Origin of the sequence: Hydrogenophaga taeniospiralis (assembly GCF_020510445.1) — a bacterium.
Classification (GTDB): Bacteria; Pseudomonadota; Gammaproteobacteria; order Burkholderiales; family Burkholderiaceae_C; genus Hydrogenophaga.
This window is the reverse complement of sequence record NZ_JAHBAG010000001.1, coordinates 112,094-135,923: the sequence shown is the minus strand read 5'-3', so window position 1 is coordinate 135,923 and position 23,830 is coordinate 112,094. Positions and strand designations below refer to the sequence as shown.

The 23,830-nt window shown below is 67.4% G+C and carries 25 protein-coding genes; 19 read left to right on the top strand and 6 right to left on the bottom strand.

All coding sequences use genetic code 11. From position 1 onward, the window contains the following. The first annotated feature begins 67 nt into the window (after positions 1 to 67). The 3 genes from gmhB to KIH07_RS00585 all read left to right on the top strand — a co-directional run bounded on the left by gmhB (position 68) and on the right by KIH07_RS00585 (position 2,518). The gene (gene gmhB, locus KIH07_RS00595) at positions 68 to 661 is read left to right on the top strand and encodes a D-glycero-beta-D-manno-heptose 1,7-bisphosphate 7-phosphatase (protein ID WP_226490122.1); all 594 of its coding nucleotides are present in this window, start codon (positions 68 to 70) and stop codon (positions 659 to 661) included. A gap of 75 nt (positions 662 to 736) precedes the next feature. Further along, a complete protein-coding gene (locus tag KIH07_RS00590; protein ID WP_264181777.1) occupies positions 737 to 1,480 on the top strand; it encodes a lysophospholipid acyltransferase family protein in 744 nt (247 codons plus the stop codon). 144 nt (positions 1,481 to 1,624) lie between these two features. Continuing rightward, on the top strand, positions 1,625 to 2,518 hold the full coding sequence (locus KIH07_RS00585) for a M48 family metallopeptidase (RefSeq protein ID WP_226490121.1): 894 nt from the start codon (positions 1,625 to 1,627) through the stop codon (positions 2,516 to 2,518). 115 nt (positions 2,519 to 2,633) lie between these two features. Here the strand turns inward: KIH07_RS00585 and KIH07_RS00580 are convergent, their stop codons facing one another. After that, positions 2,634 to 3,704 (bottom strand): MBL fold metallo-hydrolase, encoded by a 1,071-nt coding sequence (locus KIH07_RS00580; RefSeq protein WP_226490120.1) that lies wholly within the window; start codon positions 3,702 to 3,704, stop codon positions 2,634 to 2,636. Between the two features lie 120 nt (positions 3,705 to 3,824). Between KIH07_RS00580 and KIH07_RS00575 the strand changes: the two genes are divergently transcribed. Both KIH07_RS00575 and KIH07_RS00570 read left to right on the top strand, forming a co-directional pair. Next, positions 3,825 to 4,244 carry a MerR family transcriptional regulator gene (locus tag KIH07_RS00575; protein ID WP_226490119.1) on the top strand — a complete coding sequence of 140 codons (420 nt, stop codon included), beginning with the start codon at positions 3,825 to 3,827 and terminating at the stop codon, positions 4,242 to 4,244. A 51-nt stretch (positions 4,245 to 4,295) separates the two neighbouring features. Next, the gene (locus tag KIH07_RS00570; RefSeq protein ID WP_226490118.1) at positions 4,296 to 4,661 is read left to right on the top strand and encodes a DUF1304 domain-containing protein; all 366 of its coding nucleotides are present in this window, start codon (positions 4,296 to 4,298) and stop codon (positions 4,659 to 4,661) included. A gap of 13 nt (positions 4,662 to 4,674) precedes the next feature. Here KIH07_RS00570 and KIH07_RS00565 read toward each other — a convergent pair whose 3' ends face one another. After that, positions 4,675 to 5,112 carry a VOC family protein gene (locus tag KIH07_RS00565; protein WP_226490117.1) on the bottom strand — a complete coding sequence of 146 codons (438 nt, stop codon included), beginning with the start codon at positions 5,110 to 5,112 and terminating at the stop codon, positions 4,675 to 4,677. An 83-nt stretch (positions 5,113 to 5,195) separates the two neighbouring features. On the opposite strand from KIH07_RS00565, the gene KIH07_RS00560 reads away from it, so the two are divergent. The 8 genes from KIH07_RS00560 to KIH07_RS00525 all read left to right on the top strand — a co-directional run bounded on the left by KIH07_RS00560 (position 5,196) and on the right by KIH07_RS00525 (position 13,353). Beyond that, a complete protein-coding gene (locus tag KIH07_RS00560) occupies positions 5,196 to 5,774 on the top strand; it encodes a TetR/AcrR family transcriptional regulator (RefSeq protein WP_226490116.1) in 579 nt (192 codons plus the stop codon). Positions 5,775 to 5,860: 86 nt separating this feature from the next. Then, positions 5,861 to 6,307, top strand: coding sequence for a PaaI family thioesterase (locus KIH07_RS00555; protein WP_226490115.1), 447 nt, complete (start codon positions 5,861 to 5,863; stop codon positions 6,305 to 6,307). 84 nt (positions 6,308 to 6,391) lie between these two features. Then, positions 6,392 to 7,573 carry an isovaleryl-CoA dehydrogenase gene (locus KIH07_RS00550; protein WP_226490114.1) on the top strand — a complete coding sequence of 394 codons (1,182 nt, stop codon included), beginning with the start codon at positions 6,392 to 6,394 and terminating at the stop codon, positions 7,571 to 7,573. 63 nt (positions 7,574 to 7,636) lie between these two features. Beyond that, entirely contained in the window at positions 7,637 to 8,305 is a 669-nt protein-coding gene (can, locus tag KIH07_RS00545; RefSeq protein ID WP_226490113.1) for a carbonate dehydratase, read from the top strand. Between the two features lie 22 nt (positions 8,306 to 8,327). Next, a complete protein-coding gene (gene aceK, locus KIH07_RS00540) occupies positions 8,328 to 10,151 on the top strand; it encodes a bifunctional isocitrate dehydrogenase kinase/phosphatase (RefSeq protein WP_226490112.1) in 1,824 nt (607 codons plus the stop codon). Between the two features lie 19 nt (positions 10,152 to 10,170). Continuing rightward, on the top strand, positions 10,171 to 11,364 hold the full coding sequence (locus tag KIH07_RS00535) for an acetyl-CoA C-acyltransferase (RefSeq protein WP_226490111.1): 1,194 nt from the start codon (positions 10,171 to 10,173) through the stop codon (positions 11,362 to 11,364). Between the two features lie 157 nt (positions 11,365 to 11,521). Continuing rightward, on the top strand, positions 11,522 to 12,190 hold the full coding sequence (locus tag KIH07_RS00530) for an SDR family oxidoreductase (protein ID WP_226490110.1): 669 nt from the start codon (positions 11,522 to 11,524) through the stop codon (positions 12,188 to 12,190). A 35-nt stretch (positions 12,191 to 12,225) separates the two neighbouring features. Continuing rightward, on the top strand, positions 12,226 to 13,353 hold the full coding sequence (locus KIH07_RS00525; RefSeq protein WP_226490109.1) for an acyl-CoA dehydrogenase family protein: 1,128 nt from the start codon (positions 12,226 to 12,228) through the stop codon (positions 13,351 to 13,353). Positions 13,354 to 13,507: 154 nt separating this feature from the next. On the opposite strand, the gene KIH07_RS00520 is transcribed toward KIH07_RS00525, so the two are convergent. After that, positions 13,508 to 14,212 carry a glutathione S-transferase N-terminal domain-containing protein gene (locus tag KIH07_RS00520; RefSeq protein WP_226490108.1) on the bottom strand — a complete coding sequence of 235 codons (705 nt, stop codon included), beginning with the start codon at positions 14,210 to 14,212 and terminating at the stop codon, positions 13,508 to 13,510. Between the two features lie 171 nt (positions 14,213 to 14,383). Here KIH07_RS00520 and KIH07_RS00515 point away from each other — a divergent pair, with 171 nt between their 5' ends. From KIH07_RS00515 to KIH07_RS00495, 5 genes are all read left to right on the top strand, one after another. Continuing rightward, positions 14,384 to 14,818: a rhodanese-like domain-containing protein gene (locus KIH07_RS00515; protein WP_226490107.1), complete on the top strand. Its 435-nt coding sequence runs from the start codon at positions 14,384 to 14,386 to the stop codon at positions 14,816 to 14,818. Further along, positions 14,815 to 15,219, top strand: a complete 405-nt coding sequence (locus KIH07_RS00510; RefSeq protein ID WP_226490106.1) for a YchJ family protein — start codon at positions 14,815 to 14,817, stop codon at positions 15,217 to 15,219. Before KIH07_RS00515 ends, KIH07_RS00510 begins: the two co-directional genes overlap by 4 nt. A gap of 5 nt (positions 15,220 to 15,224) precedes the next feature. Further along, entirely contained in the window at positions 15,225 to 15,881 is a 657-nt protein-coding gene (locus tag KIH07_RS00505) for an HAD family hydrolase (protein WP_226494597.1), read from the top strand. Between the two features lie 9 nt (positions 15,882 to 15,890). Continuing rightward, a complete protein-coding gene (locus KIH07_RS00500; RefSeq protein WP_226490105.1) occupies positions 15,891 to 16,799 on the top strand; it encodes a hypothetical protein in 909 nt (302 codons plus the stop codon). A 90-nt stretch (positions 16,800 to 16,889) separates the two neighbouring features. Beyond that, positions 16,890 to 18,305 (top strand): hypothetical protein, encoded by a 1,416-nt coding sequence (locus KIH07_RS00495; RefSeq protein ID WP_226490104.1) that lies wholly within the window; start codon positions 16,890 to 16,892, stop codon positions 18,303 to 18,305. Positions 18,306 to 18,524: 219 nt separating this feature from the next. Here the strand turns inward: KIH07_RS00495 and KIH07_RS00490 are convergent, their stop codons facing one another. From KIH07_RS00490 to KIH07_RS00480, 3 genes are read right to left on the bottom strand one after another with little or no spacing between them, the layout of a single operon-like run. Further along, a complete protein-coding gene (locus tag KIH07_RS00490; RefSeq protein ID WP_226490103.1) occupies positions 18,525 to 19,193 on the bottom strand; it encodes a glutathione S-transferase family protein in 669 nt (222 codons plus the stop codon). Positions 19,194 to 19,213: 20 nt separating this feature from the next. After that, positions 19,214 to 20,845: an AMP-binding protein gene (locus KIH07_RS00485; protein ID WP_226490102.1), complete on the bottom strand. Its 1,632-nt coding sequence runs from the start codon at positions 20,843 to 20,845 to the stop codon at positions 19,214 to 19,216. A 52-nt stretch (positions 20,846 to 20,897) separates the two neighbouring features. Continuing rightward, positions 20,898 to 21,965, bottom strand: coding sequence for an AraC family transcriptional regulator (locus KIH07_RS00480; RefSeq protein WP_226490101.1), 1,068 nt, complete (start codon positions 21,963 to 21,965; stop codon positions 20,898 to 20,900). Positions 21,966 to 22,095: 130 nt separating this feature from the next. On the opposite strand from KIH07_RS00480, the gene KIH07_RS00475 reads away from it, so the two are divergent. Continuing rightward, complete coding sequence (locus KIH07_RS00475; RefSeq protein ID WP_226490100.1) at positions 22,096 to 23,823, top strand: AMP-binding protein; 1,728 nt, start codon at positions 22,096 to 22,098, stop codon at positions 23,821 to 23,823. Positions 23,824 to 23,830 lie beyond the last annotated feature (7 nt).

Below are 23,830 nucleotides of genomic sequence, written 5' to 3'. Positions count from 1 at the left end.
CCCCGAGGGTGCGCGGCCTTGCTTGGGGCGGCCCGGCGCGGCGGCCCTGACCTGTGTGGAGCACCGCATGAAACTGCTCATCCTCGACCGCGATGGCACCCTCAACCGCAGCCGCGACGACCACGTCGCGTCGCCCGAGGAGTGGGAGGCGCTGCCCGGCGCGCTCGAAGCCGTGGCGCGGCTCAACCACGGGGGCTGGCGGGTGGTGCTGGCCACCAACCAGTCGGGCATCGGCCGCGGCCTGTTCGACATGGCGTCGCTCAACGCCATCCACGCCAAGATGCACCGCCAGCTGGCGGCGGTGGGCGCGCGCGTGGAAGCGGTGTTCTTCTGCCCGCACGCCCCGGAAGACGCCTGCCACTGCCGCAAACCCGAGCCGGGCCTGTTCGATCAGATTGGGGACCGCTTTGGCGTGCCCTTGCACGAGGTGCCGGCGGCGGGCAACGCGGTGCGCCATGTGCAGGCGGCCGCGGCGGCCGGCTGCCCGACCCACCTGCTGCTGACCGGCAAGTCCGAGCACCTGCGCGGACGCACCGGCCTGGGGGCCGACGCCGACCTGGCCGTGCTGGTCCCCGATCTGCCGCCCGGCACCCACCTGCACGACGACCTGCCGGCCTTCGCCGACTGGCTGCTGGCGCAGGATGCCGTGGCACCCGACTGAGCGACCGGGCGCCATTCACCAGGCCCGCACGCCCCATCAACACCACACCCCAGCTTCTGACCCATACTGCCCTCCATGATCGTCATCAACTTCCTGCGCGCCGTTCTGCACCTGTTGTTCATGGTGGTGACCGTGATCCCGTGGGCGCTGGCGGTGGTGGTGGCCGCGCCGTTCATGAAGCCCGAGCGCATCTACTGGATGTGCGCGCGCTGGCTCAAGCTGGCGGTGGACGGCGGCACGGTGATCCTGGGCATCCACAACCGGGTGATCGGGTTCGAGAACCTGCCGGTGGGCGCCACGGCGCCCGCGGTGCTGCTGGTCAAGCACCAGTCGCTCTGGGAGACCTTCAGCATGGCCGCGCTGATGCCGCACCCGCTGGCCTTTGTCTTCAAGAAGGAACTGCTGAAGGTGCCGTTTTTCGGCTGGGCCATGGCGCGCATGGACATGATCCACATCGACCGCGCCGACGGCGCGCGCGCTTTCGCCAAGGTGGTGCAGCAGGGGCAGCGTTTGCTGGACCAGGGCACCTGGGTGATCATGTTTCCCGAGGGCACGCGGATTGAACGCGGGCAGAAGGGCACGTACAAGAGCGGCGGCACCCGGCTCGCGATCCGCACCGGGGCGCCGGTGATCCCGGTGGCCGTGACCTCGGCCAAATGCTGGCCGCGCAAGGCCTTCATCAAGAAGCCCGGCGTGGTGGAGTTCTCCATCGGAAAACCGATTCCCAGCCAGGGCCGAAAGCCCGACGAGCTGATGCTGGAGGTGGAGAACTGGATCGAGGCCGAAATGCGGCGCCTTGACCCGGAGGCGTATACGTGACCACCCCCTCCGCGCTGGACGAGCCCACACCCGCGCCGCGCTTGCAGCGCGTCACCCCCTCAAGGGGGCGATGCGAGTGGCCCGGCAAAGCCGGTTTCGCGGTGTTCTGGGTTGGGGCGCTTCGCTCGGGGTGGGTCTGAGTCCATGCAGCGCTTTGTTCAGCTGGCGCTGGATTTTCTGACCGGGCCTGAGCCCGTGCCGCAGCCCAGGCCACCCGCGCCCGTGGCGAGGCCTCGGCCCGATGCGCCCCCCGCCGAGCCGCTGAACCAGGTGTTCCAGCCCGGCACCTGGCACCACCCGCGCGCCAACCGGCTGCTGCGGCTGGACAGCTGCGAGGTGGCCTACGAATTCAAGCGCGGCAAGCGCCGCACCATCGGGCTGTCGGTGGGGCCCGACGGCCTGAGCGTGAGCGCGCCGCGCTGGACGCCGGTGGGCGAGGTCGAGGCGCTGCTGCACGACAAGGCCGGCTGGGTGCTGGAAAAACTGCGCCGGGCCCGCGAGCGCGCGGGTGAGCTGGAGCGCTCGCGCACGGTCTGGGCCGATGGCGCCGAGCTGGACTTTCTGGGCCAGCGCTTGCGGTTGATGCTGGATCCCGCGCACGGCTTCGCGCAGGTGGGGGCGGTGTTGGAGCCCGCCGCCGATGGGCCGGGCACGCTGCGCCTGGGGCTGGCGGGCAACGCCAGCGAAGCGCAGATCCGCGATGCGGCCCAGGCCTGGCTGATGCGCCAGGCCAAGCGCGTGTTCGCCGAGCGGCTCGACCTGTTCGCGCCGCAGCTCGGTGTGCGCTACGAGAAGCTGCGCCTGTCCAGCGCCGGCACGCGCTGGGGCAGCGCCAGCGCCGACGGCACCATCCGCCTGAACTGGCGCTTGATCCACCTGCGCATGGACATGGTGGACTACGTGGTGGTGCACGAGCTCAGCCACCTGCGCCACATGGACCACAGCCCGCAGTTCTGGGACGTGGTGGCCAGCGTTATGCCCGACCACATCGAGCGCCGGAAAGCGCTCAAGCGGGCGGCGGTGCCGCTCGGGGAATAAGGCCCCCGAGCGTGCTCCCGCCGTTGGCGGGAACCCGAGGCTCCGCCGCTGCGCGGGTCGCTGCCCCCCGCGGGGGTGCGTTTCGCCTTGGGACGGCCCGGCGAAACCCCTTTTTTCAGACCGCTCTGAAGCGGTATATCCCTTCCGCATCGCGCTCCCGCCGCACCTGTCCGGCAAACCACAGCCGGTGCAGATGCGCCACCGCTTCGCCCATGGCGAAGGTGGTCTGGTGCAGGTCCAGCTCGCGCTGGAACAGCACGGGAATCGCGTCCGCGCCGCTGATGGGGCCGGCGCGGCAGGCGTCGAGCAGCTCGGCCAGGCGTTCGGCGTGGTGGTCTTTCAGCTGCTGGATGCGTTCGTGCAGCCCGGTGAAGGGCTTGCCGTGCGAGGGCAGCACCAGCGTGGCCTCGGGCAGTGGCAGGTATTTGTCGAGCGACTCGAGAAACAGCAGCAGCGGGTCGCTCTCGGGTTCCACGTCGTACACGCTCACGTTGGTGCTGATGCGCGGCAGCACCATGTCGCCGCTGATGAGCAGCCGCAGCTCGTCGCCATACAGCGCGATGTGCTCCGGCGCGTGGCCGTGGCCGCTGATGCAGCGCCAGGCGCGCCCGCCGATGGACACGGTCTGTCCGTCCATCAGGCGGCGGTGGCTCGGGGGAACGGCCGGCACCATGCTGGGGTAGTAGCTCGCCCGGCCCCGGATTTTCTCCAGGCTGTCGGGGTCGGTCAGACCGTGCGACGCGAAAAAGTCCGCCGCGCTCGCGCCGCCGAAACCGGTGGTGCTCTGCGAGCCGATGCGCGCCGAGTTGTAGTCGGTGGCACTGATCCACAACATGCACGACCATTTTTCACACAGCCAGTGCGCCAGCCCGATGTGGTCCGGGTGCATGTGGGTGACGATCACGCGCAGGATGGGCAGGCCGTCGAGCTCGTTCGCGAAGATCTGCTCCCACTGCGCTTTCGAGCGCTCGTGCGTGATGCAGCAGTCCACCACCGTCCAGCCCTCGCGGCCGTCCAGCGCGTCGCGCAGCAGCCAGAGGTTGATGTGGTCCAGCGCAAACGGCAGCGCCATGCGGATCCACTTCACGCCGGGCGCCACGGAGAGCGTGTGGCCGGCTTCGGGCAGCACGTCGCCCAGCGGGTAGTGCAGGCGGGCTTCGAGCTGCTCTCGGGTGGGGGGATTCATGCGGTGTGGATTCCGTTAAGATGCCGTCGACTGACGTTGACGTAAACGTCAATATGCTGGGCATTCTACGGAGCGGGGTCCCGATCCGGTGTCCGCCAGTCGACAAGACCCCACCCTTCCATGGCGAGCAACCCGACCTACACCATCAGCGATCTGGCCCGCGAGTTCGACCTGACCACGCGCGCGATCCGCTTTTACGAAGACATGGGCCTGCTGCAACCGCAGCGCGAAGGCCCGGGCGGGCGCAACCGCGTCTACAGCGCGCGCGACCGCACCCGCCTGAAGCTCACACTGCGCGCCAAGCGCCTGGGGCTGTCGTTGACCGAGGCCAAAGAGATCATCGACATGTACGACAGCCCGCGCGACACCGGGCCGCAGCTGCGCAAGTTCCTCACCGTGCTGGCCGACCACAAGCGCCAGCTCGAAGAGCAGATGGCCGATCTGGTGGCCAACCTCGACGAGGTGAAGGTGCACGAAAAAGAGGCGCGGGCGCTGCTGGCGAAGGTGGAAAAGACGCTCAAGCCCGGCCAGCCGGTCTGACGCGCGGGCAGCGCTGCTACGATGGCGGCCCCCCTTTTTGCAGGACTTTCCATGTCACTCATTGCCAGCATCGTCATCGGTCTTGTCGCGCTCTTGCACATCTACTTCCTGGTGCTGGAAATGTTCCTGTGGGACAAGCCGGCCGGTCTGAAGGCCTTCGGCAACACGCCGGAGAAGGCCGCGCTCACCAAGGTGCTGGCGGCCAACCAGGGGCTGTACAACGGCTTCCTGGCCGCGGGCCTGGTCTGGGGGCTGCTGCTGGGTCCCGATGGTTTCGGGGTGAAGGTGTTCTTCCTGGGCTGCGTGCTGGTGGCCGGCCTGTACGGCGCGGTCACCGCCAGCCGCAAGATTCTCTTTGTGCAGGCCTTGCCGGCGGCGGTGGGCCTGGTGCTGGTGTATCTCGCGCGCGCTGCCTGAAGGGGCGGCCGCCTCAAGCGGCGCCGCCTGTGGCCGCCCCTTCGGCGTACTGGCGCAGGAAGTCTTCGCTCGGCGGGATCGGCTGGATGACGTCGATCATCACGCCATTCGGGTCCTGCACGATGAAGTGGCGCTGGCCGAAGTCCTCGTCGCGCAGCGCCAGCAGCATGGGCAGGCCCTGCGCGACGGCGCGCTGGTATTCGGCGTCCACATCATCCACCTCGAAGTTGAGCAGCAGGCCGCTGGCCTGCTGGCCGCGCGCCACCACGGGGATGGTGGCGTGGTCGCGGTCGAGGACGGCCAGGTTGACCGATGCGTCTTCGGCGGACTGCAGGTGGACGTACCAGTTGCTGTCGAACTGGCGGATGAAGCGGAAATGCGTTTCGTAGAAGCGGGCGGTCTCGGCCACGCGGTCGGTCATGAGAACGGGGTAGTACTGCGTCGATTTCATGGCAGGGCTCCGGTGTGAAAGTGACATACAGTCTGTATGTAATTTCAATATAACATACAGACTGCACGTATGAAATGACCGCCATGAACCGTCGATCGCAAGAAGAACGCACCGAAACCACGCGGGCCGCGCTGATGTTGGCCGCGCGGGGGCTGTTCGAGGAGCGCGGCTACGCCGGCACCGGCACGCCCGAGATCGTGGCGACGGCGAAGCTGACGCGCGGCGCGCTCTACCACCACTTCACCGACAAGGCCGAGCTGTTCGAGGCCGTGGCGCGGCAGGTGGCGCAGGAGGTGGCGGACGAGATCGCCCGCCAGACCGCCGGGCACACCGACCCGGTGGAGGCCTTGATGGCCGGCGCTCAGGCCTATTTCGCGGCCATGGCTGGCCGTGGCCGGGCCCGCCTGCTGCTGCTGGAGGTGCCCGCCGTGCTCACGGCCGATCGGGTGATGGCGCTGAGCGATCTGGCCGGTTTCCAGGCCCTGCAGGAAGGTCTGCGGCAGGCGCTGCCGGCGGCGGGCGCTGGGCTGCCGTTGCGTGAACTGGCGGTATTGCTGTCGGCCATGTTCGACCGCGCGGCGCTGGCCATGGCCCGGGGCGAGGCTGTCGCGCCGTATGAGAAGGCCACGCGCCTGCTGCTCTCAAGGCTGGTCGCGGCCTGAGGTTGCCCCTCGGGGGCTTTTCGGTGGGATCGACATTCGGTCATAATTGACGTTTACGTAAACGTAAATCAAAAAGCCAACCCGACATGACACCCCCCACCCCCGATCACGAGGCCCTGCGCCAGCGCGTGCAGGCCAGCCTGGAGCGCCAGGGCATGATGGTGCAACTGGGCGTGCGCCTGCTGGTCGTTGCGCCGGGCACGGTCACGCTGGGGCTGCCGTATTCGGACCGTGTGACGCAGCAGCAGGGCGGCTTTCACGGCGGCGCCATGGGCGCGCTGGCCGACATCGCCGGGGGCTACGCGGCCCTGACCGTGGCACCCGAGGGCATGGAGGTCACGACGGTGGAATACAAGATCAACTTCCTCGCGGCCTTCCAGGGCGGTGAGCTGCAGGCCACGGGCCGCGTCACCAAGGCCGGCAAACGCATCATCGTGACCGCCGCCGAGGTGGTGCACGTGGCGGCGGACGGCCGGCGCTCGGACTGCGCGGTGATGCAGCAGACACTGGTGCCGGTGCCCAAGACCTACTGATATTCGTGACCTCCCAAGCCCTCACCCCAACCCTCTCCCAGAGGGAGAGGGCGTGAACCCCCAAACCCCCTCAGGAGACCCTCCATGAACAACCTGCCCGGCCTCAATTTCCAACTCGGTGAAGACATCGACGCCCTGCGCGACGCGGTGCGCGAATTCGCGCAGGCCGAGATCGCGCCCCGTGCGGCCGAGATCGACAAGAGCGACCAGTTCCCCATGGACTGCTGGCGCAAGATGGGCGAGCTGGGCGTGCTCGGCATCACCGTGCCCGAGCAGTACGGCGGCGCCAACATGGGCTACCTCGCCCACATGGTGGCGATGGAAGAGATCAGCCGCGCCAGCGCTTCGGTGGGCCTCTCTTACGGCGCGCACAGCAACCTGTGCGTGAACCAGATCAACCGCAACGGCACGCCCGAGCAGAAGGCCAAATACCTGCCCAAGCTGATCAGCGGCGAACACGTGGGCGCGCTCGCCATGAGCGAACCCGGTGCCGGTTCCGACGTGATCAGCATGAAGCTGAAGGCTGAAGACAAGGGCGGTTATTACCTGCTCAACGGCAACAAGATGTGGATCACCAACGGCCCCGACGCCGACACCCTGGTGGTCTACGCCAAGAGCGAGCCCGAGATGGGCGCGCGCGGCGTGACGGCGTTCCTGATCGAGAAGGGCATGTCCGGTTTCTCCATCGCACAGAAGCTCGACAAGCTGGGCATGCGCGGCAGCCACACCGGCGAGCTGGTGTTCCAGAACGTCGAGGTGCCGGCACAGAACATCCTGGGCGGCCTCAACATGGGCGCCAAGGTGCTGATGAGCGGGCTGGACTACGAGCGCGCCGTGCTCACCGGTGGTCCGCTGGGCATCATGCAGTCGGTCATGGACAACGTGATCCCCTACATCCACGACCGCAAGCAATTCGGCCAGAGCATCGGCGAGTTCCAGCTGATCCAGGGCAAGGTGGCCGACATGTACACCGTGCTGCAGGCTGCGCGCAGCTTCGCCTACACCGTGGCCAAGAACCTCGACCTGCTGGGCACCGACCACGTGCGCCAGGTGCGCAAGGACTGCGCCTCGGTCATCCTCTGGACGGCCGAGAAGGCGACCTGGATGGCGGGCGAGGGCGTGCAGATCTACGGCGGCAACGGCTACATCAACGAGTACCCGCTGGGCCGTTTGTGGCGGGACGCCAAGCTGTACGAGATCGGCGCCGGCACCAGTGAAATCCGTCGCATGCTGATCGGGCGCGAGCTGTTTGCCGAGACCTGCTGAAACACCGGGTGAAACGGCCTTGCCCGACAATGGCCACGCTGTTCCACCCCCACCGGATGCCCCATGAGTTCAACGCTGCAAGACCTGTTTGACCACAACCGCGAATGGGCTGCGGCCATGGTTCGCGAGAAGCCCACCTTCTTCACCGATCTGCTGGCCCAGCAAAGCCCACAGTACATGTGGATCGGCTGTTCCGACAGCCGCGTGCCGGCCAACCAGATCACCGGCCTGGCCCCGGGCGAGGTGTTCGTGCACCGCAATGTGGCCAACGTGGTGGTGCCCACCGATCTGAACTGTCTGTCCACCATCCAGTTCGCGGTGGACCAGTTGCAGGTGAAACACCTGATGGTGGTGGGCCACTACGGTTGCGGCGGCGTGAAGGCCGCGCTGAACGACACCCGCGTGGGCCTGGCCGACAACTGGCTGCGCCACATCAAGGACGTGCGCGACCGCCACGCCGCGCTCATCGCGGCCACGCCCGAGGACTTCCGGGTCGAGGTGCTGTGCGAGCTCAACGCCATCGAGCAGGTGATGAACGTGGCCCAGACCACCGTGGTGCAGGACGCCTGGGCGCGCGGCCAGGCGCTCACGCTGCACGCCTGGGTCTACGCCCTGAGCGACGGCCTGCTGCGCGACATGCTGATGACGGTGGACGGCGCCGGGGGGCTGGAATCCATCTACCAGGCCGCCCTGGCGGGCGTGGCCGCCAAGCGCCGGGACACGGCCGCCTGAGCTTGCCGACACAAGGACCGGCATGTTCCCCCAGCGACTCGATTCCACGGTGGCCTACGACATCGCCAAGGCGATGATGGATGGCTTCAATCGGCACTACCGGCTGTTCCGCACCGAGTCGGCCCGCGCCAAACACCGCTTCGAGACGCGCGACTGGCGCGGTCAGCAGCGCGCGCAGCGCGAGCGCATCGAGTTCTACGACCTGCGCGTGAACGAATGCGTGATGCGGCTGCACAAGGAGTTCAAGGCCGACGAACGGACCATGGACGTGTGGGAACAGGTCAAGCTGCACTACATCGGCCTGCTGGTGAACCACCACCAGCCCGAGCTGGCCGAGACTTTTTTCAACTCGGTCTGCACCAAGATCCTGCAGCGCGCGTATTTCCAGAACGACTTCATCTTCGTGCGCCCGGCCGTGTCCACCGAGTACATCGAGAACGACGAACCGCGGGCCCTGCCCACCTACCGCTGCTATTACCCGACCGCCGACAACATGGAGGCCGAGGTGCTGCGCATGATCGCGGACTTCGACCTGCGCGTGCCGTTCGAAGACCTCGCGCGCGACGCCCATCTGGTGCTCGAAGCCATGAAGCCGCACTTCGACCACGTGAAGCTGCGCGCCAATTTCCAGTTCCAGGTGCTCTCGGGCCTGTTCTTCCGCAACAAGGGCGCCTACGTGGTCGGCAAGATCATCAACGGCTTCCAGGAAGTGCCGTTCGCCCTGCCCATCCTGCACAACGAGCAGGGCCAGCTGGTGGTGGACGCGGCGCTGTTCGGTGAAGACGACCTGCTGATCCTCTTCAGCTTCGCTCGGGCGTATTTCATGGTGGACATGGAAATCCCCAGCGCCTACGTGCAGTTCCTGCGCAGCATGATGCCGCGCAAGCCGCGCGCCGAGTTCTACAACGCGCTCGGCCTGGCCAAGCAGGGCAAGACGCTGTTCTACCGCGACTTCCTGTTCCACATGCGGCATTCCACCGACAAGTTCCGCATCGCGCCTGGCATCAAGGGCATGGTGATGCTGGTGTTCGATCTGCCGAGTTTTCCGTTCGTGTTCAAGGTCATCAAGGACTTTTACCCGCCGCAGAAGGACACCACGCGCGAGCAGATCCGCGACAAGTACCTGCTGGTCAAGCAGCACGACCGCGTGGGCCGCATGGCCGACACGCTGGAGTTCTCCGAGGTGGGTTTCCCGCGCGAGCGTTTCACCGACGAACTGATCGCCGAGATCCAGAAGTTCGCGCCCAGCCAGCTGGAGATCAGCGACCGCAACGGGGACGGGGACATCGAGGTGGTCGTCAAGCACGTCTACATCGAGCGCCGCATGATTCCGCTCAACATCTATCTGCAGGAGGCGTTCGATGCGCTGCAGGCCCGGGCCGACGATCCGTTCGCGCACGCCCAGCTGGAGCGCGCGGTGGTGGAGTACGGCAACGCCATCAAGGACCTGGTGGCCGCCAACATCTTCCCCGGCGACATGCTGTGGAAGAACTTTGGCATCACGCGCCACGGCAAGGTGGTGTTCTACGACTACGACGAGATCGAATACATCACCGACTGCAACTTCCGCCGCGTGCCCGCGCCGCGCCACGAGGAAGACGAGATGTCGGGCGAGATCTGGTACTCGGTGGGCCGGCACGACGTGTTCCCCGAAACCTTCGGCCCCTTCCTGTTGGGCAACCCGAAGGTGCGCGAGGTGTTCATGAAACACCACGCCGACCTGCTCGACGCGGCGTTCTGGCAGTCGCACAAGGAACGCATCGCCGCCGGCCACGTGTACGACGTGTTCCCCTACGAGCGCGACCGGCGCTTTCACATCCAGGCCGACAAAGCACTTCTCGATTGACTTTTCAAAGGAGATTCTCATGACCACTACCAACCCCGATCCCGTCGTCATCGTCGGCGCCGCCCGCACCCCCATGGGCAGCTTCCAGAGCGATTTCGCCAGCCTCGCCGCGCACGACCTCGGCGGCGTGGCCATCAAGGCCGCCGTGGCGCGCGCCGGGGTGGACGCCGCGCTGGTCGACGAGGTGCTGTTCGGCAACTGCCTGATGGCCGGCCAGGGCCAGGCGCCCGCGCGCCAGGCCGCGCTCAAGGGCGGGCTGCCACTCTCGGCCGGCGCGGTGACGCTGTCCAAGATGTGCGGCTCGGGCATGAAGGCCACCATGCTCGCGCACGACATGCTGCTGGCCGGCAGCGCCACCGTGATGGTCTCGGGCGGCATGGAGAGCATGACCAACGCGCCCTACCTCATGCTCAAGGGCCGCGGCGGCTACCGCATGGGCCACGACAAGATCTACGACCACATGATGCTCGACGGCCTGGAAGACGCCTACGAACCCGGCCGTTCCATGGGCACCTTCGGCGAAGACTGCGCCGCCAAATACAGCTTCACGCGCGAGCAGCAGGATGCGTTCGCCATTGCCTCGGTCACGCGCGCCAAGGCCGCGATCGAGAACGGCGCCTTCGCCACCGAGATCGCGGCCGTCACGGTGAAAGACCGCAGCGGCGAGCGCGTGGTCGGCATCGACGAAGGCCCGGGCCGGGTCAAGCTCGACAAGCTCACCAGCCTCAAACCCGCGTTCAAGAAAGACGGCACCATCACCGCCGCCAGCAGCTCGTCCATCAACGACGGCGCGGCCGCGCTGGTGCTGATGCGCCAGTCCACCGCCACCCGGCTGGGCTGCAAGCCGCTGGCGCGCATCGTGGCGCACGCCACCCACGCGCAAGAACCCAACTGGTTCGCCACCGCCCCTGTGGGCGCCACGCAGAAACTGCTGGCCAAGACCGGCTGGGCCGTGGGCGAGGTGGACCTGTGGGAGATCAACGAAGCCTTTGCCGTCGTGCCCATGGCGCTGATGACCGAGCTGTCCATCCCGCACGAGAAGGTCAACGTCAACGGCGGCGCCTGCGCCCTGGGCCACCCCATCGGCGCCTCCGGCGCCCGCATCGTGGTTACGCTGCTGCACGCGCTGAAGGCGCACGGCGGCAAGAAGGGCGTGGCCACCTTGTGCATCGGCGGCGGTGAGGCGACGGCGATGGCGATAGAGCTTGTGTGACATGAAACACCCCCGCGCCGCAGTCCGTGATCACCCCGTCGCGCTGCGCGCGTCCCCCTCAAGGGAGCGCCGCTGGCGGCCCGGCAGAGCCGGTTCCGCGGTGGCCTGGGTCGGCACCGCGCGCTTCGTCGATTTTTTGTAGGAACGCCTGAACGTCATGAGCACAGTTCTCGTCATCGGCGCCTCGCGTGGCATCGGCCTTGAGTTCGTGCGGCAGTACATCGAGGCGGGCGACCGCGTCATCGCCACCGCGCGCGACGACGCTGGGCTGGAGCAACTGCGGGCACTCGATGCCGAGGCGCTGCGGCTGGACGTGGCGCAGCCCGCGAGCGTGAGCGCGTTGTCCTGGCAACTCGATGGCGAGAAGCTGGATGTGGCGCTGTATGTGGCCGGCATCATCCACCGCGCCGGCGCCACCTCGCCGCCCACGCAGCAGGCTTTCGACGAGGTGATGCACACCAACGTGCTGGGCGCCATGCAGGTGATCCCGCAGGTGCTGCCCATGGTGGAAGACGCTCGGGGGGTGTTCGGCGCCCTGTCGAGTGCCATGAGCCAGATCGGCAGCGTACCGGGCAGCGGCTCGTGGCTGTACCGCGTGAGCAAGGCGGCGCTGAACATGGCCGTGAGCAGCGCGCGATTCGATTACCCGCAGGCCCGCCTGGTGGCGCTGGACCCGGGCTGGGTGCAGACCGACATGGGCGGCGGCGGTGCGCCGCTGAGCGTGGAGGCCAGCGTGCGCGGCCTGCGCGCGGTGCTGGCCAGCGTGGGCCCCGAAGACAACGGCCGCCTGATCCACCACGATGGCCGGCGCGCCGACCACTGGTGAGCCGGCCGGACCCGATTCACAACGAAAGAAACCCGATGCTGCTGACCCAAGACCACGTGATGATCCGCGACGCCGTGCGCGCCTTTGCCCAGGAACAGCTCTGGCCCAACGCCGCGCAGTGGGACAAGGAGCACCTGTTTCCCGCAGCGGCGCACCGGGGCCTGGCCGAGCTGGGGGCGTATGGCATCTGCGTGCCCGAAGAACTGGGCGGCGCGGGGCTGGACTACCTGACGCTGGCGCTGGTGCTGGAAGAGATCGCGGCCGGCGACGGCGGCACCAGCACCGCCATCAGCGTGACCAACTGCCCCTACAACGCCATCCTCATGAAGTACGGAACACCGGCGCAGCAGCGGCAGTGGCTGGTGCCGGCGGCGCGCGGCGATATCCTGGGCGCCTTCTGTCTGACCGAGCCGCACGTGGGCTCCGACGCCTCCGGCCTGCGGACCACGGCGGTGCGCGAGGGCGACGAGTACGTCATCAACGGCGTCAAGCAGTTCATCACCTCGGGCAAGAACGGACAGGCCGCGGTGGTGATCGCCGTGACCGACAAGGGCGCGGGCAAGAAGGGCATGAGCGCCTTCATGGTGCCCACCGACAACCCGGGCTACGTGGTCGCGCGGCTGGAAGACAAGGTGGGCCAGCACAGCAGCGACACCGCGCAGATCAACTTCGACAACTGCCGCATCCCGGCCGAGAACCTGATCGGCCAGGAAGGCGAGGGCTACAAGATCGCGCTCTCCGCGCTCGAGGGCGGGCGCATCGGCATCGCGGCGCAGAGCGTGGGCATGGCGCGCAGCGCGCTGGAGGTGGCGATCGCCTACGCCAAGGAGCGCCAGAGCTTTGGCACCGCCATCTTCAACCACCAGGCCGTGGGTTTCCGCCTGGCCGACTGCGCCACGAAGCTCGAAGCCGCGCGCCAACTGATCTGGCACGCCGCCGCCCTGCGCGATGCCGGCCAGCCCTGCCTGAAGGAAGCCGCCATGGCCAAGCTCTTCGCCAGCGAGACGGCAGAGCAGGTCTGCTCCGCCGCCATCCAGACCCTGGGCGGCTACGGCTACGTGAACGACTTTCCGCTGGAGCGCATCTGGCGCGACGTGCGCGTGTGCCAGATCTACGAAGGCACCTCGGACGTTCAAAAGATCATCATTCAGCGAGCGCTCTGAGCGCCCCCCGCGCCGCCTGCCGGCACCACCATCGGCCTGAGCGATTTCCAGACCTGGGTGTGCGCCCTGGCCATGCTGCTGGGCCGGCTGGAGATGTTGTCTTTCCTGGTCCTGTTCACGCCCGGTTTCTGGCGGAAGCAGACGCGGCCTTGCCTCAGCCCCGTGCGGGGATGGTGAGTCCGCGTTGCACCGCCGGGCGGGCTTCGAAGGCCGCGAGCACGCGCGCGAGTTCCGGGAAGTCCTTGAAACCCACCAGCTCGCCCGCGCCGTAGTAGCCGACCAGGTTGCGCACCCAGGGCCAGATGGCGATGTCGGCGATGGTGTAGGCATCGCCCATGATCCAGTGGCGCCCGGCCATGCGCTGGTTCAGCACGCCGAGCAGGCGCCGGCTTTCGGCCACGTAGCGGTCGCGGGGACGCTTGTCTTCGTAGGCGGCGCCGGCAAACTTGTGGAAGAAGCCGAGCTGGCCAAACATGGGCCCCACCCCGCCCATCTGGAACATCAGCCACTGCAGGGTCTCGTAGCGCGCGGCGGGGTCCTGCGGCAGGAACCGGTCGGTCTTCTCGGCCAGGTAGATCAGGATCGCGCCCGATTCGAACAGCGCCAGCGGCCGGCCGCCCGGTCCCTTGGGGTCGAGGATCGCGGGGATCTTGTTGTTGGGGTTGAGCGAGAGGAAGGCCGGCGACATCTGGTCGTTGGTGTCGAAGCTCACCAGGTGTGGCTCATAAGGCAGGCCGGTTTCCTCCAGCATGATGGACACCTTCACGCCGTTGGGCGTGGGCAGTGAATACAGTTGCAGGCGATCGGGGAATTGCGCGGGCCATTTCTGGGTGATGGGGAAGGCAGACAGAGCGTTCACGGCAGGTCCTTGTGGGTGGCGGGGCAGGGTGGGTGACAGAGCCGCTATTGAACACCGCCGCGCAAAAGCCCTGCCCGTGCGCGCTCATGGAATCTGGCGTATGGGGCGGCGGGCCGGGCCGGTGGCGCACGGATAATGGCCGCCAGACGGAAGACACAGGAGACCACACCCATGCCCATCACCAAAGGATTCCGCGCGCTCGTGGACGAAGCCACGGCGCAGATCACCACCTACAGCGTGGCCCAGGTGCGCGAACGGCTGGAGCGCGACCCGACGCTGCAGCTGGTGGACATCCGCGACGTGCGCGAGCTCGAGCGCGAAGGCACGGCACCGGGCGCGGTGCACGCGCCGCGCGGCATGCTGGAGTTCTGGGTGGACCCGGCGTCGCCGTATTTCAAGCCCGTGTTCGGCGATGAAAGCAAAGAATTTGTGCTGTTCTGCGGCGCGGGCTGGCGCAGCGCGCTGGCCACCAAGGCGCTGAAAGACATGGGCATGGACAACGTGGCCCACATCGACGGCGGCTTCACCGAGTGGGTGAAGCAGGGCGCCCCCACCGAAACGCTCGAAGCCCACAAGGCCCGGCACGCGGCGCGCAAGCCCGCATGAGCAGAGTGCCTGTGAGCGCCTGCCCCTGTGGCCGGACCGACGCGCGGGGCAAAGCCTGCGCGTTCGACGCCTGCTGCGGGCGCTACATCGACCACGACACCCCGGCGCCCGACGCCGAAAGCCTCATGCGCTCGCGCTACAGCGCCTTCGTGCTGGGGCGTGTGGACCACCTCGCCGCCAGTTGGCACGCCAGCACCCGCCCGGCCGACCTGACGCTGGAAGAGGGCGTGAAATGGCTGGGGCTGGACGTGCGATCGCACCGCGTGATCGACGCCGACCACGCCGAGGTCGAGTTCGTCGCCCGCTCGCGCGTGGCAGGCCGTGGGCAGCGCCTGCACGAGCGCAGCCGCTTCGTGCGCGAGGCTGGGCGCTGGTTTTATGTGGATGGAGATCTGAAGTGAGTGCGATGTTCGAAGCGGTTCTTTTCGATTGCGACGGCGTGTTGGTGGACAGCGAGCCCATCACCAACGGCGTGTTGCGCCAGATGCTCAACGAGGCCGGCTGGGCGCTCAGCCAGCCGGAGTGCGAACGCATCTTCATCGGCAAGGCCGTGCGCGACGAGCGCGAGCGCATCGAGGCTGAGACCGGCCGACCGCTCACCGACGACTGGATGCGCGCCTTCTATGCGCGGCGCGATCAGCGCCTGCGCGCCGAGCTGCAGACCGTGGCCGGTGCGCTCGACGCGGTCATCGCCGCGCATGCGCACGCCAAAGGCCGCATCGCCTGCGCCTCCGGCGCCGACCGGCCCAAGGTCGTGATGCAGATCGGCATGGCCGGCATGGCGCCGTACTTCGAAGACCGCATCTTCAGCGGCCACGACATGCCACGCTCCAAGCCCGCGCCCGATGTCTACCTGGCCGCCGCCGCCCACCTGGGCGCCGACCCGTCGCGATGCCTGGTGATCGAAGACACCGCCACCGGCGCCCAGGCCGGCCTGGCCGCCGGCGCCACCGTCTGGGGCTACTGCCAGCACGGCCACGGCCGCGCGTTCGACGGCCTGCCCGTGGCGCGGGTGTTTCGCCACATGGACGAGCTGGCGCGGGCCTTGCCCGCACTGCGGTAAAAACGCCCCATGCCTATCCACTTCACCCGCCGCCAACTCCTGGGCCTCAGCGCCGCCCTGCCACTCTGGCCCATCCTGCCGCTCGCCGGCCTCGGCCTCACCGCCTGTTCCACCGTCGAAACCACCAGCGTGCAGGCGCGCCTGCGGGGCAAGTCGATCACCGTCATCAGCACCATCGGCACTACGCTGCGCCTCTCCTGGCGCGGCACCACCTTGTTCAACAACGAGCTGGGCGAAGCCTTCGTGCCCGACTGGGGCTACAAGGAGCAGCTCGAAAACCGCACCGTCGAACTGCTCAAGGCTTCCGGGCGTTTCTCCAGCGTGCAGCGTGCCACCATCACCGCCACCCGCCGCGAGGAAGCGCTCAAGGAACTGAAGGAACTCAAGACGCCGACCGACCATGTGCTGCTCATCTCGGGCGCGCCGTCGGCCGACAGCATCTGGGCCACCCGCGAAGGCTTCTTCGGTCTGGGCATCGCGCAGCGCAGCATCGTGCGCCTGGGCACCGAGTCGGTAGCCCACGCCTCGCTGCGCGTCGACCTGCTGGTGCCCAGCACCTTCGGCGCCGTGCTCGGCGAGGCCACCGTCTCCACGGCCCAGCGCGTGCCCGCGCCCGCGCTGCTGATCGGCCCGCGCCTGAACGACGACAACGCCGCTGCTGCGCGCGAGTCGCTGAAAGTGCAGGTGGATGCGGCGGTGCAGAGCCTGGTGAACCAGCTGGGGCTTGGGAAAGCGGCGCCCGCTCCCGCGCCTGCGCCGATGACACCGCCCGCCGCACCGAAGCCAGCGGCTGCGCCCGCAGCGGCGCCAGAGAGACCGTGGGTCAATGGCTCGCCGGTGACGTCACCGAATGTGGAGGGGCGGGGGATTCCGGGGCCTTCGGGCAGCGGGGTGGACGTTCTGCCTGCGGGGCGTTGAGGAGACTGTCTCTGCTGTCATCTATCTGAGAGCGCCGGTTGGCTAGCACGCGACATACGAGGCAGTACCAGTTCTAAGCTAAGGCCAGGAATGATGAAGTTCGATTTCGATGCTGAGTTGATAGGTTCCGACGGGGTCACGCTTCCCGCCTACTGCGAAGTCCAACTGCCGCACGTAGGTGGCCAAAAAGCGTCGATCTACTTGGCGGTGCCCTCACGGCACCTTACTGGAGAACCCCCAAGCAATCCGTGCACGTTGATGGGGAAAAGTGGCGCCTTTTCCATCAGCATGAATGGAGTGCACTGGCGCCAATTTCCAGTTTCCCCGAAAGGCCTGATCGGTCTGGCTGCTATTGATATATCCCACGTTTCGAGACTGACGCTGCAGTGCCGCTCTCAGGATGCCAATAGGGAGATTCGCTTCCATCTGGCCCCCATTTCCTACCTGCGGTCAGAGTCCAACTTTGTTCACTTTGGCGACAGATCACAATCGACGGAGCTGTTTTCGATGGATCTGCCGGATTTCGGTGAGACGAAATTCGTGTCGGACTGGATGACCGTTTACCACCGAGACGCGGAGATTCCAGGAGCGACGGTGGTCGCTGGTTTTTGTGCGGTAGCAGCTTTGCCGCCGGATGCTTCAAGCGACATCGACCTGGTGGTTGCAAAGTTCAGGAGATCGCTTGAGGTCCTGTCGGTTCTGTTTCGTCAAGCCGTGACCCTACACGGCTGGACGTACACAGACGGAGCTACTGTTTCTACGTGGATTAATCCCCTTGATCCGAATGTGACGCCATCTGCGCGCGAGGACCGCGGCAAATATGTTGTTAAACCCCAAGTCTTCGTGGAATGCGCTACAGGCTTGGCACACGCGTATGGGAAGACCAGCGAGGAAACTCGCTCGCTGGTGCGCCACGTGTTGGTCGCAGTCAATCCCCATACCAAGTCGAGGATCGGTGATCGCTTTCTGTTCATGTTCTCCGCACTGGAACGGGTGATCGAATCCGCTTGGAAACGGGACCAAACGCTGCGAAGCCCTGCAGTTACAGACAACGCCATCGCGGAACTTCTCGGGCAGTTGAACGCGACTGTGGTCGCTGAAAACGGCGAATACGCCTCAGAGATTTCAGCTCGCCTGGAAGGATTCATCAAGACCGTGAACAGTGGTGCGAGTGTTCGGGACAAGGTCAGTGCATTTTTTCGGGTATATCCGGCGATGAGCTGTGCGGACCTTTGGCCCATTCTGGGTGCAGGAAAAGAGCGGGGATTGAGAGATGTCCGTCATGCGCTTGCACACGGGCGAAGCACTTTCGTCTCGCTCGATGTCGTGGCGGTTGCTGAGTGGCACCTGGCGATTTTGTTGGAGCGGTTGATCTTCGTGCTTCTTGGCATGAGCACGCCAGATGGAATATCTCCAGGCTCGAATATGTTGCGAACGGGTGGAATGGGGTGGTACGAGTGGGGCCAGTGGCACCCAATGCGGTCTAAGCCAGACCAATCGATCTGATCTTGGTCGATCTTGCTCTGCGACCTTCGCTGCCCCCGGCAAAGGAACTACAACGTGCCAAATCACTTCGATCTCCCGACTTACCCTGCCCCGTCACCCCCCCCCCGGCGTTACCCGTTCAGCCTTTGGACGCGCGGATGAAGCTCTTCTGATCCTGATGACCTGACCCCCGACCGTCCTGTGGGCCTTCGACTGGGTCGATCCCGGTGCCCCGAACCATCAGACCCGCAAGTCAGGAGAAGGCGTGGGGTCCACCCGCTGGGCCAGGGCCGCATCGCGTTCCACGCGCAGGGCGCGCTGGAACGCTGGGCGGTCCTGCAGGCGCTGCCAGTAGGCCGCCACCGCCGGCGTGAACTGGGCATCCAGGTCCAGGTGGCGGGCGAGCACCAGCGCGTAGCCCACGGTCACGTCGGCGGCCGTGAAGCGGCCGGCGCACAGGTGCTCGTTGTGCTGCAGGGCGGCGTCCACCGCGCGCAGACGGGCCAGGAACCAGCGGGCGTAGTCGGCGGCCACCTGGGGCTGCAGGCGCTCGGGCGGTTCGAAGTGGGTGTAGCGCAGCACCAGCGTCTGCGGGAAGGTGAGCGTGGCGTCGCTCATGTGCAGCCAGTTCAGGTAGCTGCCATAGGCTGGATCGTCGACGGGCACGTCCAGCACGCGCGGGCTGTGGCGCGCGGCGAGGTAGTGGCACATCGCGGCCGACTCGGTCATGCGGGTGGCGCCGTCTTCCAGCAGGGGCACGGTGCCCAGCGGGTTCAGGTCCAGGTAGGGCCGGGCGTGCACGCGCGGCGGAAAGGGCAGCATGCGCAGTTCGTAGGGCAGGCCCAGCTCTTCCAGCATCCACAGGGGACGCAAAGACCGGGCGCTGACGCAGTGGTGCAAAACGATCATGGGGTTGGCGGGTTCCGGGTTCAGTGGCGTTTCTTGAACGGCCGCAGGTCGTGCATGCCGGGCAGGGTGCGGGGGTCGGTGCCCTCGGGAAAGATGCGGTGTTTCTGGATCTTCTGGGTGCCGGTGGTGGGGATCTCGGCCGCAAACCAGAGCCAGCCGGGCGCCTTGTAGTAGGCCAGTTGCTGGTGGCAGAAGTCAAAGAGCGCGCGCGCCGTCTCCGCCGTTTCGTGGCCGGCGCGGTCTTTCAGCACCACGCAGGCCAGCACCTCTTCTTCGCGCACCTCGTCGGGCAGGGCCATCACCGCCGCGTTGGCGACCCAGGGGTGGGTGAGCAGCAGGGCCTCGACCTCGGCGGCGGCGATGTTTTCGCCCGAGCGGCGGATGATGTTCTTGCGGCGGTCCACGAAATGGAACATGCCATCGGCGCCCCGGCTCACGATGTCGCCGGTGTGGAACCAGCCGCCGCGCCAGGCCTCGGCCGTGGCCTGCGGGTTGTCGAGGTAGCCGCTGAAGAAGTGCCGCCGGGGCGTGGCTTCGGAGTGGCGGACCACCAGCTCGCCCGGCGTGCCGTCGGGCAGCACCTGGCCGGCCTCGTCCATCACGCAGGCGTCCAGGCCCGGGCGTGCGCGGCCGAAGGCCCGCGTGCCGACCTGGCGCGGTTCGTGGCAGTCGCACAGGGGCCGCACCATCTCGGTCATGCCCCAGAGTTCGAGCAGCGGGAAGCCATAGCGCGCCTCGAATGTCGCGTGCAGCTGGGGCTCGACGCCGGCGCCGTAGCCAAAGCGCACTGGGTGCGCGCGCTCCAGATCGCTCACCGGCTGGTTGAGCAGCATGGGCACCACCACGCCGAGGTAGTGCACGATGGTGGCGCGGCTCTCGACCACCTCGGTCCACCAGCGGCCGGGCTGGAAACGGTCGGTCTGCACCTGGCAGCCTCCGCTGAGCAGCATGCAGTAGAACGACAGGATGGACGCGTTCACATGGAACAGCGGCAGCGGGTTGTAGAGGCGCTCAACGCCTTCGCGCACCGCCCCCAGGCCGCCCTGGGTGGCATACCAGTGGCCGGCGGCCAGCTCGTAGGTGTGCGAGAGCACGCAGCCCTTGGGCTGGCCCGTGGTGCCCGAGGTGTAGAGGATGCTGGCGGGCGTGTCGCCAACCGGTTCACCGGGCTGGGCCGCGGTGGGCGGCGGTGTCAGGGTCTGGGTGTCCAGTTCCTCCAGCCACGCCACGGCGGGCCGGTGGCGGGTCAGGGCCAGCGCCTCCCGCACCGCGTCGGCCCGCGCGGTCAGCGCCACCATCAGGTCCAGCCGCGCGTGGTCCACCACATAGGCCAGTTCGCGCGGCCGGTGGTCCGGGTTGATCGGCACGATGCACACGCCCAGCGCGTTGAGCGCGAGCTTGTGCAGCAGGTGCTCGGGCCGGCTTTCCAGGAACAGGCCCACGCGGTGGCCCAAGCCGTAGCCAGCCGAGCGGTACGCGGCCATCAGCGTGCGCACCACGGTGGCCGCGTCGCTGTAGCTGATGTCGCGGCCGGCGGGGTCGTAGCTGCGGGCGGCGTTGGCGGGCACGGCCAGCAGGCTGTGGCCGGCGTAGCGGTCGCAGGCCTCGAAGAAGGCCTGGCCGATGGTGGTGTCGTCGTCGATGGCGATCATGTGGGCAGTCTAGACAGGGTGGTGGTCATGGCTGCGCCATCGGGGTTGCAGATCAGGCCAAGGGTGGGGTCCGGCTCCGAAAATCCCCCGGCGCCACCCCCGTCCAGCCCTTGAACGCGCGGATGAAGCTCTTCTCGTTCTGAAACCCGGCCGCTTCGGCCACCTGTTTGATGGGGCGGGTGGTGCGCTGCAGCAGGTCGAGCGCGCGGTCGCGGCGCACCTCGTCTTTCAACGCCTGCAGCGTGGCGCCCTCGTCTTTCAGCTGCCGGTGCAGGGTGCGCGCCGAGGTGTTGAGCAGGGCCGCGAGGTCGTTGGCGTTGTGCGCGTCCAGCGGCTGGGTCATCAGCACTTGGCGCACGCGCTGCACCAGCAGGCGGTCGCGTCGGTAGGGGCGCACCTGGATTGGCAGGGCGCGCTGCAGCATCTGGTTCATCGCGGCTTCGTCGCGTTTGATGGGCAGGGCGAGGTAGCGCGCGTCGAAGCGGATGGCGGCCTCGGGTGCGTCAAACACCGTCGGGCCGTCGAACAGCACGCGGTAGGCCTCGGCGTGCGGTGGCGCGGCAAATGGAAAGCTCGCGCCCAGCAGCGGGATGCGCGAGTCCACGAACCAGCAGGCCAGGCCCAGGCTGTTGCGCAGCACCGAGACGAAACAGAACTCGCGCAGGCTGCCATCGCCACCGGGCGGGCGGTGTTCGGTGAGGCCGATGCTGGCCACGTCGCCGCTGGTGGTCACGGCGAGCGTGACGTCGGGGGTGAGCAGGCCGTGGTGGCGGCACCAGCGCTTGAGCGCGGCGCCCAGCGTGGGGGCCGAGAGCGAGGCGCGCGCGAGCATGCCGTAGCTGCCCCAGGGCAAGGGCCGGGCAAACCAGCCCAGGGCTTCGTCGTTCAGTTCGCGCATGGCCGCGCCCGACACGGCCTCCATTTGCGCGGCGGTGATGTGGCCCACCCGTTGCTGCAAAAGGGCTGGCGCGATCTGTGCCTGCGCCAGCGCGGGCGCCGGGTCCATGCCGCGGAGCCGGTACGCCCGCACGATGGCCCGCACAAAGGCCATGGGCGTTGCGGCGCGTGCCGTGCGCAGCTCACTGCGTGGGGCCAGGGGTGTCGGGTTGGGGCTTGGCATGGCGGTCAGTGTGCCTCAGTTTAGGCACGATTTGCAACCATTCTGGCAACCGGTGCACGGCCCGAGCTTCTATGCTTGCGCTTTCAGGCCCGGCCCGATCCGGGCGACCGCCTTCGGAGGAGACACACCCATGAGCGCAGCCCTTTCCACCGCCGCACCGCTGGCGCAAAGCCTGGCGCGTGGCGCGACCGACGTGCCGCTGATCGAACAGACCATCGGCGCGTTTTTTGACGCCATGGTGGCGCGCCAGCCCGAGCACGAGGCGCTGGTGAGCGTGCACCAGGGGCGGCGCTACAGCTACCGCGCGCTGCAGGCCGACGCGCACCGCCTGGCCAGCGCGTTGCTGGCGCAGGGCCTGCAGGCGGGGGATCGGGTGGGCATCTGGTCGCACAACAACGCCGAGTGGGTGCTGATGCAGCTGGCGACGGCGCAGGTGGGCCTGGTGCTGGTGAACATCAACCCGGCCTACCGCACGTCTGAAGTGGAATACGCGCTCAACAAGGTGGGTTGCAAGCTGCTCGTCACCATGGCGCGCTTCAAGACCAGCGACTACCTGGGCATGCTGCGCGAGCTGGCACCGGAGTGGGCACACGGCCAGCCGGGTGCGCTCGAAGCGCAGCAGCTGCCCCACCTCAAGACCGTGGTCTGGATCGACGAAGCCGGGCAGGGCGCTGAAGAGCCGGGGCTGATGCGTTTCTCCGACCTGCTGGCGCGCGGCGACGCGGCCGACCCGCGCGTGGCGCAGGTGGCGGCCACGCTCAAGGCGAGCGACCCGATCAACATCCAGTTCACCAGCGGCACCACGGGCTTTCCCAAGGGCGCCACGCTGACGCACCGCAACATCCTGAACAACGGCTTCTTCATCGGCGAGTGCATGAAGTTGACAAAGGCCGACCGCCTGTGCATCCCCGTGCCGCTGTACCACTGCTTCGGCATGGTGCTGGGCAACCTGGCCTGCTTCACGCACGGCGCCACCGTGGTCTACCCGAACGACGGCTTCGACCCGCTGACCGTGCTGCAGACGGTGCAGGACGAACGCTGCACCGGCCTGCACGGCGTGCCCACCATGTTCATCGCCGAGCTGGATCACCCGCGTTTCAAAGACTTCGACCTGTCCACCCTCCGAACCGGCATCATGGCCGGCTCGCCGTGCCCGACCGCCGTGATGCAGCGCGTGGTGAGCGACATGCACCTCTCTGAAATCACCATTGCCTACGGCATGACCGAGACCAGCCCGGTGAGCTGCCAGAGCAGCACCGACACACCGCTGGACCGGCGCGTCTCCACCGTGGGCCAGGTGCAGCCGCACCTGGAAGTGAAGATCGTCCACCCCGACAACGGCGAGGTGGTGGCGCCCGGCCAGTCGGGCGAGCTGTGCACGCGCGGCTACTCGGTCATGCACGGCTACTGGGACGACCCGGCCAAGACCGCCGAGGCCATCGACGCCGAGGGCTGGATGCACACCGGCGACCTCGCCACCATGGACGATCAGGGTTACGTCAATATCGTCGGCCGCATCAAGGACATGGTGATCCGCGGCGGCGAAAACATCTACCCGCGCGAGATCGAAGAATTCCTCTACCGCCACCCCGCCGTGCAGGACGTGCAGGTGGTCGGCGTGCCCGACGCCAAATACGGCGAAGAGCTGTGTGCCTGGGTGATCGTGAAGCCCGGCCAGGCGCTGGATGAAGACACGGTGCGCGCCTTTTGCAAGGGCCAGATCGCCCACTACAAGGTGCCGCGTTACATCCGCTTCGTGGACGCCTTCCCCATGACCGTCACCGGCAAGATCCAGAAGTTCAAGATACGCGATGCCATGAAGGACCAGCTGGGGCTGGCCGAACAGAAGACCGCTTGACCGAGAG